Annotated in this window: 16 protein-coding genes and 1 pseudogene; 9 read left to right on the forward strand and 8 right to left on the reverse strand. The window is 38.1% G+C overall.

The annotated features are described in order from the left end of the window. Positions 1–62 precede the first annotated feature (62 nt). Together ACQKN4_RS22075 and ACQKN4_RS22080 are read right to left on the reverse strand one after the other, a co-directional pair. Positions 63–611: an RNA polymerase sigma factor gene (locus tag ACQKN4_RS22075; protein WP_079563731.1), complete on the reverse strand. Its 549-nt coding sequence runs from the start codon at positions 609–611 to the stop codon at positions 63–65. A gap of 395 nt (positions 612–1,006) precedes the next feature. Beyond that, positions 1,007–1,177: a response regulator transcription factor gene (locus tag ACQKN4_RS22080; protein WP_346427009.1), complete on the reverse strand. Its 171-nt coding sequence runs from the start codon at positions 1,175–1,177 to the stop codon at positions 1,007–1,009. Positions 1,178–1,490: 313 nt separating this feature from the next. Between ACQKN4_RS22080 and ACQKN4_RS22085 the strand changes: the two genes are divergently transcribed. The 6 genes and pseudogenes from ACQKN4_RS22085 (at position 1,491) to ACQKN4_RS22110 (ending at position 5,738) form a co-directional block, all read left to right on the forward strand. Beyond that, a complete protein-coding gene (locus ACQKN4_RS22085; RefSeq protein ID WP_079563732.1) occupies positions 1,491–1,793 on the forward strand; it encodes a hypothetical protein in 303 nt (100 codons plus the stop codon). 146 nt (positions 1,794–1,939) lie between these two features. Next, positions 1,940–2,644 carry a hypothetical protein gene (locus ACQKN4_RS22090; protein ID WP_079563733.1) on the forward strand — a complete coding sequence of 235 codons (705 nt, stop codon included), beginning with the start codon at positions 1,940–1,942 and terminating at the stop codon, positions 2,642–2,644. Between the two features lie 69 nt (positions 2,645–2,713). Then, a pseudogene (locus tag ACQKN4_RS22095) lies at positions 2,714–2,954 on the forward strand (SDR family oxidoreductase); the annotation flags it as partial. 218 nt (positions 2,955–3,172) lie between these two features. Further along, the gene (locus ACQKN4_RS22100) at positions 3,173–4,042 is read left to right on the forward strand and encodes a DMT family transporter (RefSeq protein WP_079563734.1); all 870 of its coding nucleotides are present in this window, start codon (positions 3,173–3,175) and stop codon (positions 4,040–4,042) included. A gap of 233 nt (positions 4,043–4,275) precedes the next feature. Next, positions 4,276–5,073 carry a MerR family transcriptional regulator gene (locus ACQKN4_RS22105; RefSeq protein ID WP_427484816.1) on the forward strand — a complete coding sequence of 266 codons (798 nt, stop codon included), beginning with the start codon at positions 4,276–4,278 and terminating at the stop codon, positions 5,071–5,073. Between the two features lie 20 nt (positions 5,074–5,093). Continuing rightward, positions 5,094–5,738, forward strand: a complete 645-nt coding sequence (locus ACQKN4_RS22110; RefSeq protein WP_427484817.1) for a methyltransferase family protein — start codon at positions 5,094–5,096, stop codon at positions 5,736–5,738. Between the two features lie 111 nt (positions 5,739–5,849). On the opposite strand, the gene ACQKN4_RS22115 is transcribed toward ACQKN4_RS22110, so the two are convergent. Next, positions 5,850–6,086, reverse strand: coding sequence for a hypothetical protein (locus tag ACQKN4_RS22115; protein ID WP_079563757.1), 237 nt, complete (start codon positions 6,084–6,086; stop codon positions 5,850–5,852). A gap of 158 nt (positions 6,087–6,244) precedes the next feature. Continuing rightward, entirely contained in the window at positions 6,245–6,388 is a 144-nt protein-coding gene (locus tag ACQKN4_RS22120; protein ID WP_170939066.1) for a hypothetical protein, read from the reverse strand. 466 nt (positions 6,389–6,854) lie between these two features. Between ACQKN4_RS22120 and ACQKN4_RS22125 the strand changes: the two genes are divergently transcribed. Beyond that, complete coding sequence (locus ACQKN4_RS22125) at positions 6,855–8,237, forward strand: dipeptidase (protein WP_427484820.1); 1,383 nt, start codon at positions 6,855–6,857, stop codon at positions 8,235–8,237. A 46-nt stretch (positions 8,238–8,283) separates the two neighbouring features. Here the strand turns inward: ACQKN4_RS22125 and ACQKN4_RS22130 are convergent, their stop codons facing one another. Further along, the gene (locus ACQKN4_RS22130; RefSeq protein ID WP_427484822.1) at positions 8,284–8,856 is read right to left on the reverse strand and encodes a nitroreductase family protein; all 573 of its coding nucleotides are present in this window, start codon (positions 8,854–8,856) and stop codon (positions 8,284–8,286) included. Positions 8,857–8,951: 95 nt separating this feature from the next. After that, positions 8,952–9,446 (reverse strand): amidase domain-containing protein, encoded by a 495-nt coding sequence (locus ACQKN4_RS22135; protein ID WP_427484823.1) that lies wholly within the window; start codon positions 9,444–9,446, stop codon positions 8,952–8,954. A 171-nt stretch (positions 9,447–9,617) separates the two neighbouring features. Here ACQKN4_RS22135 and ACQKN4_RS22140 point away from each other — a divergent pair, with 171 nt between their 5' ends. Further along, entirely contained in the window at positions 9,618–10,640 is a 1,023-nt protein-coding gene (locus ACQKN4_RS22140; RefSeq protein ID WP_079563740.1) for a DUF2804 domain-containing protein, read from the forward strand. A 1,064-nt stretch (positions 10,641–11,704) separates the two neighbouring features. On the opposite strand, the gene ACQKN4_RS22145 is transcribed toward ACQKN4_RS22140, so the two are convergent. After that, positions 11,705–12,424, reverse strand: a complete 720-nt coding sequence (locus tag ACQKN4_RS22145) for a glycerophosphodiester phosphodiesterase (RefSeq protein WP_427484824.1) — start codon at positions 12,422–12,424, stop codon at positions 11,705–11,707. Between the two features lie 249 nt (positions 12,425–12,673). Between ACQKN4_RS22145 and helD the strand changes: the two genes are divergently transcribed. Next, positions 12,674–14,911, forward strand: coding sequence for an RNA polymerase recycling motor HelD (gene helD, locus ACQKN4_RS22150; RefSeq protein ID WP_079563742.1), 2,238 nt, complete (start codon positions 12,674–12,676; stop codon positions 14,909–14,911). An 885-nt stretch (positions 14,912–15,796) separates the two neighbouring features. Here the strand turns inward: helD and ACQKN4_RS22155 are convergent. Further along, positions 15,797–16,774: a leucine-rich repeat domain-containing protein gene (locus ACQKN4_RS22155; RefSeq protein WP_427484825.1), complete on the reverse strand. Its 978-nt coding sequence runs from the start codon at positions 16,772–16,774 to the stop codon at positions 15,797–15,799. Positions 16,775–17,217 lie beyond the last annotated feature (443 nt).

The raw sequence follows: 17,217 nt of genomic DNA on the forward strand, positions 1-17,217 counted from the left end.
TGGGATTGGCCGAACGAATACTTCCGTCTAAGTAATACTGCTAGTGCGACCAATGCATTTCATCATGCTGGTAGCACTGACTCTACGATGGCTACATCGGCCATTAGCATTTCTTTCAAACGAGCTTTCGCACGGAATAAACGAGATTTCACAGTACCAATTGAAACTTTCATAATTGTAGAGATTTCTGCAAGTGAATATTGGTCTATGTAGAAATACCATAAAGTTTTACGATAGATTCCATCTAGTTGGCCCATTTTATCCTGTACTAATTGAGTAACAATATCTTTTTCAATTTTTTCTTCAGTTGAAATGTCATTATTGGGAACCAAATCTAATATCGGTACGTCTAATGTTTCAGGTTGGTTCATCATGTATTTACTACGTCGTGTTGTTTTACGATAGCGATCTCTAAATGTATTCATTGTAATTGTTGTAAGCCAAGCTTTAATATGCTCCACTTCGGCAACGCTATTCTCATAACGTACAACCTTTACCCATACTTCTTGCATTAAATCTTCAGCTTCTACAGTATTGCGAGTAAGTTTTAAACATAAGTGGTATATGTAACGATTAAATTCCTCATATACGCCTTCTAATTTTTCATTCATTTTGTATTCCTCCGCTTCTTGTTCTTGCTTCTATATACATTCTCGCAAAATAATGTATTACACTCTATCGTATTGGCTTTCAATTACATTACAATCGTGTAAGCTAAGATCCTTTCACTTGTAATATTCGTAAATAATGTTTTATTACAATACTTCCTTTGCGGAGGAAAGCTTCATAACACGTCCCTTCTACTTCGTTTTTATTGTACTCCCAATAGCATTCTCTTATATTTCCTAAAGCACAGTACTCCTTATTTAAGATCATCGCCAAAACGTGTGGATGATTGATCCCCAAGGAGTCGCTCAGCAGGAACGAAGATCAACGTATTTACAAAGTAGACATTTTAACAAAAGTCATTCATAACTTTTGGTGATGAGCCTTAAATAATTCAGAGTTAACTCAACAAACCTAATCGAAGGACAGAAGCGACAACCTGTGTACGATTTTTTGCTCTTAGCTCAGTCATTAAATTACTGGCATAACCCCTTACTGTATGTTCACTTAAAAACAGTAGGCTACCTATTTTTTTATTGTCATACCCTTCTGCTAATCCAAAATCATAGATTCCCTTTACGTTAAGTGGAGTTCAGAGGCGTTCTCCACTCTTTCCCCTTTTCTTGATAAAAATAAACCTAAGCGTTCCCCCATCTTGTTCAGTGAGCAGCCCCTTCATGCTCTGAACTTTTGAAAGCTCTGAACTTTTGAAAGCTCTGAAAAGAAGTTACAAGTTGTTTTCATAATACTTAGAATAGTATAGTATATTTAGACAGGATCAATCGATAAAACAGTTATCTGCTCAATTTCTTAGGTTTGAATAAATTTGTATAGCAAAAAAATATAAGTTAATCAGTTATGAAAGATACAGAGAGGTGATTCTGATGGAAGGTGATCTTCAAGTTATTCGCAAAGAATCGAGGCCAATAATCTTTACGCTTATATTAGTCATAGCTACTTTTGCAGTTTTCTTTATTAGTCGTTTCGTGAATGAACCATACCTAACTATTTTTTTAGGGCTCTTTGCATTAATAGATATTGGATTTATTGTTTCAATAGTGATGGGGATTAGAACAAAAAAAACAAATATTATTATTTTAAGTGTCATTGTCAATGGTCTATGTTTTGTACTTTTGACTATATTTTTATTACTAGTTGGCTTTGGGATAGGATTTTCTGAAGCATAATTAAAAAGCCGAATATCTCGGTTATTTAGAAATATATCTCAAATATTTTTTTGAAGATTGGTTTAAAATACGACTCTTTCACTCACTTTTTTAAGATGTAAACCAATAGAGGGTTTACGAATTCTTGAAAAAGGAGCGATTTGACTATGGTAAGAGGTCGGGTAGTAGAGAAAGAGCTTTCAACTCAAACTTTAGGGATTACGGAAAATCCTTTAGTAGAGCAAGCAATTAAACATTTAAAGGAACACAAATCTCGTGTAAATGATGATTTTGTTCAAACTGTTTTCAATGTAGAATATTTTGAAGACGAAAAGGAATCAGAGGAAATTTTAGTTGAACAAACGCAAACTTATGTACAACTAAGTGACGAAGCTCAACTTCGTATTATTGCTACAAAAACAAATGAAAAAGAATCACTTAATGTATCTGCTATTCGCTTAGGTGAAAAAGACGGTGTTCCTCGCGTTTTCGTAACAGCTTTTGAAAACGGCCAAATTATTTATGAAGTAGATCATTCGTATGACGAAAGTCAATTCAAAATCCCAGAAGATAAAGAGGCAGAGATTGAACCATATATTGCTTATCTTGATTGTGTATGGGGTAGTTCTTGTTGTACATTAGCTGGTAAGAAATATAACTGGTGTGGAGCTGGTTGTGGGTCAGGTACTCCAATAAATGACTTGGATACTTGCTGCAAATGGCACGATAATTGTTATGTAACTAATACAAGCTACCCTGGTCGTTGTGGATGTGACAAAGTTCTTAATGCTTGTGCTGATCAGACAAATGTAGATGGTGCAGGTGTTCTGATTTCTGCATTTATTGCGAAAATGGCTTGGTACGGTTGCTAAATTAAATAGTGAGAATTCCCTGGATTTCAGTCAGGGAATTTTCACTATTTATTTGTTATGTTTTATTATCAAAACTTATGTACTGCTTATACCAAAGAAGACATTCGTGTAAATACAGTATGCCCGAGATCCATCGACACACCCCTACTCTCTGAAGTAGATGCTCAAAAAAAAAGAATATTTAGCTGCCCTTCATCCACAAGGCCGACTTGGTAAACTAGCAAAAGCTGTGCTAGTTTTAGCAAGCGATGATGCAAGCTTTGTCAACGGCACTACCCCACTTGTTGATGGTAGGTATACAGCTCAATAGTGTTGTAGCATTTAAATATGGTCTGAATTTAGATCATTTTTTCTCTCAAATTCAAAAAAATGTTATATGATAAATGAAATATAATAGAAGGAGTTGGCTAATGATGATCTTCTCACCATTATTTGAACATGATGTACCTGAAGTGATTCTCCCTTAACGGAGAATCTTCATATCTCCGTTAAGGACAAAAATTGTCTAGAGATAACGGAGGGGAAAACATGAAAAAAACCTTAGTAGGTTCCTTATATTTATCACTTGCTGCTAGTATTTGGGGCGGCATGTATGTAGTCGTTAAAGTAGTTGTCGATACTATACCACCTTTAGAATTAGTATGGCTACGCTATATGATTGCCATCATCGCGTTGTTCATCATCGGCACTATGACAAAACAATCTTGGCGAATCGAAAAACGGGACTGGCTGTTAATCTTTATGATTGGGCTCATCGGAAATACAATTTCTATCGTCGCCCAAGAAATAGGTACTATGCTATCTACTGCTCAAATGGGCGCCATCATTACAGCAACGACACCAGCATTTATGGTTGTATTTGCGAGATTCATTTTAAAAGAAAAAATTACGTTAAAAAAAGCTGTTTCTATTATTCTAGCGACATTCGGAGTCTACATGATCGTAGGTCGAGCACATATCGATTCCTCCTATCAATTAGGGGGTGTTGCTCTGCTAATCGCTGCCCTCACCTGGTCATTAATGTCCGTTCTTATTAAACGTATACCGGAGCATTATTCACAAATCGTTGTCACAAGCTACGGAACACTTGTCGCTATCATTGTTTTAACACCTTTAGCCATACCACGACTACTAAAGTTAGACTTCCATGCTATGGTAGAACCATCCATCTGGGGTGGCCTACTCTACTTAGGCGTCATCTCTACAGCGTGCGGCTTCTTACTGTGGAACCGTGGATTACAGATGCTCAATGCCGCAAGTGGCGGTCTATTTTTCTTCTTTCAACCAATCGTCGGCACCTTCCTAGGATGGCTATTACTAGGCGAACAAATCGGCGTATCCTTTTGGGTTGGCACTGTATTAATCTTTAGTGGCGTACTATTGGTTATTCGCGAATAAGCATACGGAAAGCTGAATGATTTCTATCATTCAGCTTTTTATTAGAATTTATTTACTTAATGAGGTTCAATTCAAACGATTGGGCGACTCCGTCGTGACCAACACACTTTGGCTCGCTTCGTTTTCGAACATAAAACATCTATTGCCCCAAGCCCCCCTATAAAAAAATTTAGCTACATTGATTGACCCTCCCCTTACAGGAAGCATTATAGTTAAAACAGGAGGTGATTATTATGCTTACAATTGGTGAGTTTTCGAAAATATCCCATCTCAAATTGAAGACTCTTCGCTACTATGATGAAATCGGACTTTTAAAACCTGCTTTCATAGACGCCAAAAACAACTATCGCTATTATAATATTTCTCAATTGGAAACAGCTTTATTGATTGCACGCTTAAAAGGCTATTTATTTTCATTGGAAGAAATTAAGGTTATTTTTGCTAATTTGGAGGATGCCGAACTTCTTAACTCTAAAATGAAAGCCAAACAAGAAAGTCTGACACAACAGATTACATTTTATTCTTCGTTGTCCAAAAAGTTAAAACATGATATTCAACTATTAGAGGAAGAGAAAAATATTATGGGTTATTTAGATCAGATTGAGATTAAACTTGTTGATCACTTAACCTATCCTATCTTTTCTCAACGAAAACAAATAAATACCGCTGATTTTCTAAAACACTTTAATGAGTTGTTTAGTAAAATTTTGTTTGAAAATCTATCACCTATTGCCAAGCCACTTGCTATTTTCCATAGTTCAGAATATGAACCTGAAAATTATGATGTAGAAATTGCGATTCCCCTTGCAATAGCCACCAATAATACGAAAGTGTTTAATCCTGGTCTTTGCGCAATGGCTACGCTTATTGGCTCTTACGATGAATTACCTTCTATTCATACAAAGCTGCATGTTTGGATTGATGAAAATAACTATAAACTGAACGGTGCTCCGTTTGAAATTTACAAAACGAACCCCTATAGCACACCAGAGGAGAATCATATTACAGAAGTATATTTCCCCATCAAATAAAAAATGAAGGAGGATCTTACATGTATGGTATTAACAAGTCAACGATAAAAGAAAAGATTTTAATTTTAGTTGCTGAGATTATCTATTTAATCATTGCCTATTATTTACTTTTCATTACATATGACAAATCAGGCATTTCACTAGGGCTTTTTATTGCTTTAATTATTACAGCTTTACGATTAACAGCTATGATGTTTATATGGTTGCCTAGGGGTATTGCATGGCAAGAAGCCATCATGAATAGTCTAGCATTTGGGATTTATTATTTAGGTTTCCCCATTTTAATGATTACTAGTAACCAGGATCCAAACTTAACACTACTTATTATAGGCTGGATATTATTTTTAGGGGGCAGTATGTTAAACACAGTTTCAGAGTTACTTAGAAAACCGTTTAAAGACAATCCTAAAAACAAAGGTAAACTATATACAGGCGGTTTATTTAAATATGCGATTCATATTAATTATCTCGGAGATTGCCTTTGGGTACTAGGCTTAGCGCTAATCTCTAACAATATGTACAGTTTGCTAATTCCTCTAGGTTTATTCTTAGTATTTATTTTTGGCTATATCCCAAAATCTGATGATTACCTACAAAACAAGTACGGAGAACCATTTACATTATATAAACAGACAACTAAAAAACTAATCCCTTTCATTTGGTAAGTAGTAACAAGACCGTCTATTTATAGGTGGTCTTTTTCAACTTCTTTCAACACGTTTTCTTATCGATAAAAGAAAAAGCCTTCCCCTGCTAGGAGTAAGGCATATATGCCTTCATATTTGTTTATTGAAGTTCTTTTTAATTAATTTTTTATTGGTGTTAGCAACTTCTATTAAATAAATCATACATAATGCTAAAAATAATAGAGACCACTCGATTTTTCCATATAAGAAAAGCGAATAGATAACAGCAATTACACAGTAACATAATATAATGCTAGCAATAACTATTCCTTTTTTAATCACGTTATTATCATGAACTGGACGTTTTTTATGTGGGGTTTCTTCCATAATAAATCCTTCCTTCTTATGTTTTATGTATTCTTCAACTTTGCTGAAACACAATTTCCAATTTATTCCTCAGACATAAAATAATACTTACCTTTATCTGTTAACGTTACATTCACATACCCAAGTTTATCTTCATCTGAATAGTCTTCCCCATGTATCTACCCGAAGCTTTTCAACATAAATGTCCCATGTATTTCTTCTTTCGATATATCTTTAGTTTTCTTAGGAAAAAGAATTTCTTTTCTTCCATTTTTAACTTCTTCCAAAATTTCCACTTCTACATCATTCATCTCAAAAATCATTAACACCTCCAAAATACCTATATATATAATAGTGCAACTGGAATGTATTGTCATTACCAATTCAGCACTCGAATACTATCATCACAATATATAATTCATTTGCTGTTTCTGTAGGTTGATGATAACTGAATACTATATTGTTAACTTCGTGACTTTTTGCATTTTTAATGGCATCATTCACTTTCTTTTCTAATCCCAAGAGATCATCTGATTCATAAAATTTAACCTCCAATAATCCACCTCATCTTTCAAGTTTACTAAAATGATATGTGCGGATGATTTACTAAATTCATGATCATGTTTTAAAAGAGTTAGAGGAAAAATCTGTTTCGGTATTCAACCAAACTTTACAGGCTAGTGGGGCTAATCATCAAAAACGTTAGAAACCATTGCTATAGCAAGATTCCCCAACCACATTATGCTATACTATTTCTATTATCGAAATATTTGAAAAGAGGGATGCTAAATGATAAATGTACAGCAGTTAGATGCGTATTTCACAGAACATCGCGAGGCACACTTAAATGAATTAAATGAATTTTTACGTATTCCAAGTATTAGTTCTTTATCTGAGCATAAGGGCGATATACAAAATGCCGCAGAGTGGCTAGCGAACGCTTTTAAAAAGCTAAATCTTGAGAATATCTCTATTACGCAAACTGCAGGTCACCCTGTTGTTTATGCTGATTGGTTACACGCCGAGGGTAAACCAACTATTCTATTTTATGGTCATTACGATGTACAACCTGTTGACCCATTAAATTTATGGGAAACAGAGCCATTCAACCCTACGATTCGTGACAACAAATTGTTTGCTCGCGGTGCTAGTGACGATAAAGGACAAGTGTTTATGCACCTGAAAATGATTGAAGCATTATTTGCGACAACTGGCATTTTACCAGTGAACGTGAAGTTCATCTATGAAGGTGAAGAAGAGATTGGTAGCCCTAACCTTCCTGCTTATGTTGAAGAACATAAAGAGAAACTAGCTGCAGACTTAATTTTGATCTCTGATACAGGTTTATATGGTCCTGGTAAGCCTGCTGTATGCTATGGATTACGTGGCTTAACAGGGGTTCAAATTGATGTTCGTGGTGCTAAAGGTGACCTTCACTCTGGTCTTTACGGTGGCGGTGTACAAAACGCTATTCATGCATTAGCTGACATTTTAGCCTCTTTCCGTGATGAGCATGGAACAATTCAAGTAGAGGGCTTCTACGACAACGTTTTACCATTAACGGAAGAAGAACGTGAAGCTTACCGTGCACTTGGTTTTGATGAAGAATCCGTGAAAGAAGAAGTTGGCGTGAAAGAATTATTCGGTGAAGCTGGTTATTCTTATTTAGAACGCACTTGGGCGCGCCCAACATTAGAGGTCAATGGTGTATTTGGAGGCTTCTCTGGCGAAGGCATTAAAACAGTGCTTCCTGCTGAGGCTAGCGCAAAAATCACATGCCGTCTTGTGCCAAATCAAGAGCCAGATGCAATTGTAGCACTTTTAAAAGCGCATATTGAAAAACATAAACCAACTGGCGTTGAAGTGACGATTTCTGAATTTGATAAAGGACGTCCATTCTTAACACCATTTGATCATCCATTTATCCAAGCTGCCGGTCGCTCATATGAAAAAGTATATAATGTACCAACTGCTTACACACGTGGCGGAGGATCCATCCCTATCGTCGCTGCCTTTGATGAAATTTTAGAATTACCAGTAGTGCTAATGGGCTTCGGCTTATCAAGTGAAAACTTCCATGCACCAAATGAGCACTTCCATTTAGAAAACTTCGATAAAGGCTTACGTGTTTTAAGTGATTATTTATTTGAGGTTGCTGAATTACAAAAATAAAGCAAAGAAATCCCCTCGTCTATTTTAACGAGGGGATTTTGCTATGTTATTCTCCAAAAACCGTAACGATTTCTGCTGATTTTTTACGTTCTTTCCCTTTTGGTGCTTCATCAAAATAACCAACTTGTAGCATCGCAATCACACGCTCACCCGGCTGAACCTTTAGGGCTTCACGGAATTTCGGATTATCAAGGAAACCAGGAGTTTTCCAGCATGAACCGATTCCTTTATCCCAAGCTAGCAATTGAATATTTTGAATAAAAATACTTGCCGCTCCGTAATCTTCTAATCGCTCTTTTTGTCGTGCATCCTCTGGAACGATTACAAATGCATAACCGCCTGGTAATGTGAATTTCGTCATTTGCTTCGCTAAATCTTCACTTGAAAGTTCCTGCCATTTTGGTATCGCTATATCACGCAATAAATTATGAAGAGCCGATAACTCCTCACCACAAGCAACGACTAAACGCCAAGGCTCACGATTACCGTGATTCGGTGCCCATACCGCATCGTCAATAATAGCCATTAAATCTTCACGCTCTACTGGCTGGCCATTAAATTTTTTAATAGAACGACGCTCAATAATCGCATCCCTTACAGATAAAACTTGTTCACTCATATACTCATATCTCCTTCTATAACACTGCTAGTATTAAATTTATATATCCTCCTTCACATTATCATAAAATGATGGGCTTTAAAACTACTATCACTTTAAGCAAAACTATCATCAATATGAATATAATAATAAGTCATGCTTGGCGTATAGGCTGTGGAATCTTCATAAAAATAAGATCGATTAATACTATCTGAAGTGTGTGCATTAACATAAGGAATACCATTTTGAATACTAGTCACAATGACAGAATGGTCAACTCTCCCATCCCCTTGAAAATCATAAAAAATAATATCTCCAAGCTCTAATTCTTCGGCAGACTGAACCCGCCTTCCCTTTAACCCAGTCGTTGAGCCTTCCAAATACCATCTAAGGGAATGTGCCACCGACCAGCTAAAGCTCCAATTCCCATGCTGAAGCCACCAACCTTTCCCTCTGTTTGGAGCCCCCCGCATAGGCGCTCCCCCCGCAAGTAAACATTGAGATATATAGTTCGTACAATCAACAGTAAAATTCGGAAACGCTGGATTACGCCTGTTCCACCACAAGTTCGCATACTGCACAGCGGCCTGTCTGTTATACATTTTTGCCACACTCACCCTCCTTATGTTCAACATATGTATAAAGGGATCTTTCTATTAGCTAGGTCCTTATTCATAAAAATGTCGAAAGTGGTCTTATTTGGCACTATCTTTGCTAGTTTTTGCTACAATAAGGGTAAGGAATTATAGATATTTATTTTATGATCAGAAGGGATGTTGAATGTGAAGCAGCATGCTGAGAAAGAAATTATACAACCTACTCTTTTATGCGATAAAAAAGGCAATTTAAATCCAGCTGCCATCGGATTTGCACGCAAACCTCTTATAAACAGCAATTTAAGTGGCCATATCATGCGCAAAAAGAAATGGAATTATTGGTGTGTCTACGGTGATGAGATTATCTTCTCTGCTACTATTAGCCATCTAGACTACGCAGCGGTCTGCTTCGTCTATTTCCTCGAATATGAAACACAGCGCTACTTTGAAAAAACAATTATAGTTCCATTGGGCGGAAAATTAAAAATGCCAACACAGGTGCTAGATTCAGTAACCTTCAAAAATAGTGAAATGATGATCGATATGACATATGTACAAAATGAAACCCAGCTATCCGTTTCGATCCCAGACTTTGATGGAGATACTTTATGTGCAAAGCTTATCATTCAACATCCGCCTACAGACGAGTCATTGAATGTAGTCATCCCTTGGAACCGTAAAACATTCCAATTTACAGGGAAGCATCACACACTTCCTACTTCTGGTTTTGTGTCAATTGGTGCTCGCCGCTTTACATTTTCTCCTGAGGAAAACTTCTCTGTACTAGAATACAGTCGTGGCGTTTGGCCGCGTCAATCCACATGGACTTGGGGAATGGCCTCACAGCGAGTTCGAGGCAGACGAATCGGACTCAACTTAGGAGGTAAATGGACAGACGGCACTGGAATGACCGAAAATGCTGTTTTCGTTGAAGGCAAAATGACAAAAATACATGAAGATGTACTGTTCAATTATAATCAAGAGGATTTAATGCAACGGTGGAAAATTAAAACTAAATTCACGAACCAAGTTTCATTAACATTCTCCCCATTCTACGAGCGTGTTGCCGTCACAAAAGCTGGCCTCGTAAAATCTGAAGTACACCAAATGTTTGGCTACTACGACGGCACCGTATTACTAGACAATGGCGAAACACTTGTCATCAAGCAAATGCTAGGCAGTATCGAAGAGAATCGCGTTAAGTGGTAATAACTTAATTGCTTACTATACTCTTTTCATACTGGGATTTAACGCACTGAATTGCGCACCCTCAGCGCGTTAAATCCGAAAAGTCTATGAATAACGGCTTTCTGCGGATTTTCGTGGGGCTATCCGTTGATTTTGTGGTCCTATCCACGATTCGGGCGGGGCTTTCCACGTCTTTGATGGTTCTATCCACGATTTCGGCGGGGCTATCCACGACTTGATGGCTCTATCCACGATTTCGGCAAGTCTATCCACGATTTCGGCAAGTCTATCCACGATTTTGATGGTTCTATCCACGATTTCGGCGGGGCTATCCACGTCTTTGATGGTTCTATCCACGATTTCAGAGAGTCTATCCACGACTTGATGGTTCCATTCACGATTTGGGCACAGCTATCCATATCTTTTGATTCTCTATCCGCCGATTCGCTTCTTCCTTCCGTCGCTCTGATTTCTATACGTCACCTTGGCTTTTCTTTCCGTCGCTCTGATTTCTATACGTCGCTCTGGCTCTTCTTTCCGTCGCTCTCGTCTTTTTATCCGTCGATTCGCTTCTTCTTTCCGTCGCTCTGATTTCTATCCGTCACCTTGGCTTTTCTTTCCGTCGCTCTCGTCTTTTTATCCGTCGATTCGGCTCTTCTTTCCGTCGCTCTGATTTCTATCAATCGCCTTGGCTCTTCTTTCCGTCGCTCTCGTCTTTTTATCCGTCGATTCGGCTCTTCCCTCCGTCGCTCTGATTTCTATCCGTCGATTCGCTTCTTCTTTCCGTCGCTCTGACGACTCTATCCACGATTTGGGCGGTTCTATCCACGACTTCGACGAGTCTATCCACGTTTTGAGCAGTTCTATCCACGACTTCGACGAGTCTATCCACGTTTTGAGCGGTTCTATCCACGACTTCGACGACTCTATCCACGTTTTGAGCGGTTCTATCCACGACTTCGACGGTTCTATCCATCACTTTGCCGGTTCTAATACTTTAGCTTCTCTATCCATCACTTCGCCGATTCTTTCCTTCACCTTAGCTCTTCATTCCGCCACTCCACCCCAGCCACGTTCCAGCCATTCTACCCTATCAACGTAGCTAAGATCTTCTCCGGGTCATCTGTAAATATCCCCTGTACGCCGAGCTGCTGTAATTGTTTTGCGTTATCGACGTCATTTACTGTATATACACGGACAGTCGTTCCTTCATTTAGGGCTTCTTGGACCGATCTTCGAAGCGCTGTAGGTAGGTTGACGTGTATAGCGTTTGCTGGGATTTGGGCTGTATAGCCGGTAAAGTCTACTAAGATTTCTGCAAATAGGGCCGCTTTTTCGATATATGGCGCTCTTTGCGAGATGATTTGAATTGATTCATGATTGAAGGAGGATATAATCACTCTTTCTGTCATTTGATAGGCAGCAATCTCTCTAATCACAAGGGCTTCTATCCCGTCATATGGGAATACATCGGTTTTGAGCTCGATGTTAATGCGATGATTTGTGCCTGCAAACAGTTCTAATACGTCTCCTAGAGTTGGAATGCTTTCGTCTTCAAATTCAGCTGAAAACCATGAGCCAAAATCAAATGCACGCAGCTCTTGTAGCGTGTAGTCTTTTACGTAGCCAGAGCCGTTTGATGTGCGGTCGATTTTTTCGTCATGAATAACGACTAACTCCCTATCTGCTGTTAAATGAACATCTAGCTCAATGCCTGTAATCGGAAGCTTTGATGCGGCTGTAAAAGCAGCCATTGTATTTTCAGGGTAATGTGCCGAGACGCCTCTATGAGCAAAAATTTCCAATCTAATAACCTCCTAGTTCGCTCACCTTTAGTTGATGGAGCGATTTTCTATCATTCAAGTTCTCTTGTTCTTCCTTAAATAAGCCTATTACAATTTCACTTGCTGGTAAATATTATATATAGTAGTATGAGAATCTACATTAATTATACCTAGGCGTCATTGTGTCCGGATTCGGCTTTGAGCTAGGGTCTACTTTTCTCTTTAAAAAGTTTTATTAAAACATCGTAAGTAATTAGGAGGTGCTAAAAAATGACTGCACAACATCCAGATTTTCAGGCTGAAGTGGAGCGGCTTGCTTACACTAAAAATTACATGCAGCAAATTTTAAATGAATCGCAAAGAGGTTTGCAATCTGCTCAGGAGAATATTCGTAAGTCGATGGCGGATCTTGATTATTTAGATTCAAGTTTGGGCTACAATAATATTTTGGCAAATGCTCGTTTTTTTGAAATGGCTCGGAACCAAAAGGAAGGCTTAGAGGCTATTCAAAAAAAGCCATACTTTGCCCGAATTCATTTTCAAAAGACTGGAGATCCTGAAGAGTTTCTTTATATCGGAAAAACGTCTTTGTTTCATCGAGAAACGCATGAGCCGATTATCGTCGATTGGCGTTCACCGGTAGCAAACGTTTATTATGATGGTCGCCTCGGGGATATGGAATATGATGTTCGTGGAGAAATCCATAAGGGACACCTATTTGCCAAACGACAATATAAAATCCAAGATGGTGAATTGCTTGATATTCGGGATATTGATTTAACAACAAACGATGAATTACTGCAGGAAGCGTTAGCTGGAAAAGCCGATGTGCGTTTGACAGAAATCGTCTCCACTATTCAAAAAGAACAAAATGAAATTATACGAGCACATCTTCGTCAGCCGATTATCGTACAGGGTGCTGCTGGTAGTGGAAAAACAACCATCGCTCTACACCGAATATCGTACTTCCTCTATACAATGGGCGAGCATTTTAACCCTGAGCAGCTCATGATTTTAGCACCGAATAAGTTATTTATCGATTATATTGGAGATGTTTTGCCAGAGCTTGGTGTCGATAAAATTTGTCAAACAACCTTTAGCGATTACGTTCTAGCTGCGACTAAGCTAAAACTGAAACTCCAAAACCCTAACGAGCAGTTAGAATCGCTTGTTGCAGGTGAACCCCAACAGGTAGCTTCTTGGATATCTGAAATGAAGGGCTCTCTTTATTATCGTGATGTCATCGAGCGCTACGTTCAAAAGATTGAGCAGGAAATTGCCAATCAATTTGAGGATGTGTTCATTGAAAAATATTGCATTATGCGCGCCTCCCATTTAAAGAAGCTATTTTTATATGAATTTTCTTATATGCCGATTGAAAAACGACTGGCACATATTAAAAAAGTGCTAGCAAGCCATGCGCGTCAAAAGAAACAAGCTATTTTAATTACGCTCCATAAAAAATATGATGAAGCACTTGGCAGAGCACTTGATGGATTCCGTGATGATGAAAAACGTCGTCGGGTTGTCACGAAGTTTATTGATGAGCGTGATGAGCGCATTCCTGCCATTGAAAAAGAGGCAAAGTCAACAGCAACTGTTTATATGCGACGCTTTTCTAAATATAACATCAAGACTCTCTATCGCTCCCTTCTAACAAATGCTGAGCTGTTAGCAGAGCTTGCACCGGAATGGCATTATCTTGAGCAACAGCAATTTTTACAGGCACACGCTAAAGAGCGATGGGCGCTTGAAGATTTAGCTGCCCTTTATTATTTACAAGCTCGCTTAAAGGGCATTCCTGATGAATGGAAAATGCGAGTCGTCTTTATAGATGAAGTACAGGACTATAGTTTATTTCAACTTGCTGCTTTAAAAGCTGGGCTGGAGACAGATATGTTTACGATGGTCGGTGATTTAGCGCAAGGGATTCACAGCTATCGTTCCCTTACTGCCTGGGAACCTGTCCAAGATCTATTTCCTAGAGCAAGCTTTAGAACACTTCAAAAAAGCTATCGAACAACCATTGAAATTATGGAGGTAGCGAACAAGGTTTTAGCGCAAATGGATGAACAGCTTCCATTAGTAGAGCCGGTAGTTCGTCATGGCAATGTCCCTACCTATATAGAGGCTCCATCATTTGATGCCCTGCAAATTAAAGAGATTTTTGATGCCATTCGAGCTAATGGACATCATTCCATTGCTTTAATTTGTAAAACGACTGCAGAGGCGATTTCAATGCAGCAAGCCTTAAAAGACAAGAAAATTGCTTCTCAGCTTTTAACTGAAAATGAATCCATTAATCAGGAATTATTGCTCGTTGTTCCGAGTCATTTAGCAAAGGGGCTTGAATTTGATGCTGTCATCGTAGCTGCCTTCGATACACCTTTCTACGATACGAAGGTTGATCGAAAACTACTGTATGTGGCACTCACTCGAGCTATGCATGAGCTGTATTTAATTGGTCCAACAAAAAATACTTTTCTATTAGAAAATGAACAGATCTAACTCAATTTCGCCTTGGCGTAATTGCCGCTGACGCGCAGATAAACAATGCGTCCGGATTTTGAATTGTGCTCAGGCCTGCACGATGCAGGTCAGTTAGCCGTTTTTGCAGGATGCAAAGGTTTTAGGCTAACATCCTTTTTTCATTCCTTTGAAAATCCGTGACATCCGCCGGAGGCTTAGGCCAACAAATGTTTTCTGTGCGAAAGCGCAGTGCTAACGTAGCATCAGCAATATGAAGTTGGTCACTCAGTCGTTGCCACAGGACGTGGCATTCTTAGACTGGGTTCCTCTAATTCAGTAGGTGTTTGGACACCCACTAAAAGGAAACACATCTATATTCATCTCACACTGTCAGAGGTGGGAATCTTCTAACTGAATGAAGATAAAAAAAGTCGCTATGAAGGCGACTTTTTTTTGCATCGAACATTCAATGCCCATCTATCATTTCCGAGGCGGTATGCGGTAAAACCTTCCTCTGGATAAATACGCTTTTACAACTTTCCACCATGACCTTGGTGCTTCCCTTGGAGGAGACTTCTTTTTAGGTAGTGCCGGCATGCGCATCATAACGACTCCTTTCATAGGCTTGCTGTTACTATATGAAGATAGTTACAAATTTATGATAAAAGGTTTCTTAATAATAGCTTACACAATTAAGTCTGGGACTTCTAGTATTATTTACCAATAAATAGCATACAAGCCATTTTCTTTACACTAAAAGAGAGATGTACCAAGCATACGATACATCTCTCTTGAAATTAACATTTCCATCACCTAGCACAATGTCATGGCCTGCTAGTGCGACGGAACGGCATCTTCGCCTCATGGCGCTAAGTCAAAAGTAAGGACCTTCATTTGAGTAGTCGCGTAGCTTTTCGGTACATCCTAAAATGATGCATCTTCTGTTAGTTGTAATACACAATCAATCATAAGCGCTAGCTGCTGACGTTGAAGGAAATCATATACGCCTTGAGAAGTTACAAAATCTAATGGGTTCAAATCAAACATACGCCATCCTATTGTTGTCACGCTTGAGAGAATTTCTATACTTGCTAATTGATTATTGGCAAACGCATAGCTTCCTATCTTTGTCTCACTTGAAGGTATTTTTATACTTGTTAATTGATTATCGGAAAATGCATAGCTTCCTATCGCTGTAACGCTTGAGGGTATATGTAAGCTTGTTAAGTGATTACTCCGAAATGCAGACAAGCCTATTGTTGTCACGCTTGAAGGTATTTCTACACTTGTTAATTGATTATCGGAAAATGCATAGTTTCCTATTGTTGTCACAGTTGAGGGTATTGCTATATTCCTTAATTGATTCGTTGAAAATACATACGATTCTATTGTTGTCACGCTTGGGGGTATTTCTATATTTGTTAATTGATTATTAGAAAATGCACCCATTTCTATTGTAGTCACACTTGAGGGTATTGCTATACTTGTTAATTGATTGTTGGAAAATGCATGTCCTCCTATGATTGTCACGCTTGACGGAATCGTTACACTTGTAAGCTGTTTGTCAGAAAATGCTTCATAGCCTATTTCTATAACTGGTTTACCATTGATTTCACTTGGAATAACAACATCCTTTGTTTGATCATCATCATATCCTATAATGATCACACCAAGGCCAATATCTCTAATGTCAAAATCATTATCACTATTGTTCAGTGATCCACTATCCACCTCATCATCATTCAAAGAAATCTTTTCATTGTCCAGATTCATCCGTTTAGCTTCCGTGTTGGCATGACTTCTGCTTTCACTATTGCTTATCGCATGAACAGATTGAAAGCTTAAAGATAATTGAGAAAAGGCTAAGAAGAAGATCGTTAACAGTAAGCTTATTTTTTTCATTTAGTAACTCCCTTTCTATTCCTCAACAGATAGGTTCCCATAAAATAGATACCCTTTATTGAGAAGTTTAAACGTTGTTAACATCCATCTTTACTTGTGATCGAGTTAGGTCAACCCGAGGTTATTCTTTAGACATCGTAAGACCTTTAATAGAAGGATGCAAATCAACTTTTGCACACTTTCATGAAAATTTTGATAATCGATAAATCGATGCGTTTTCAGCACATGCTCTGATAGCGAAAGCGTCATTTCCTAAATAGCAACTCATTTCTCAATTTCAGCAATTATTATTTCGAAATAAATAGATACCCATTAATTGGATACTCTTTTTTGTGCGTTATAAACTAGTAAAATCAATTTCTACTTGTTTTAGAGCATTTATTGACAATAGGATTTACCTGATTTCCCTACATAAATCCCCGTTAAATAGAAAAAGAGATGTA

This window comes from Lysinibacillus sp. NPDC093692 (assembly GCF_050280125.1).
Classification (GTDB): Bacteria; Bacillota; Bacilli; order Bacillales_A; family Planococcaceae; genus Lysinibacillus.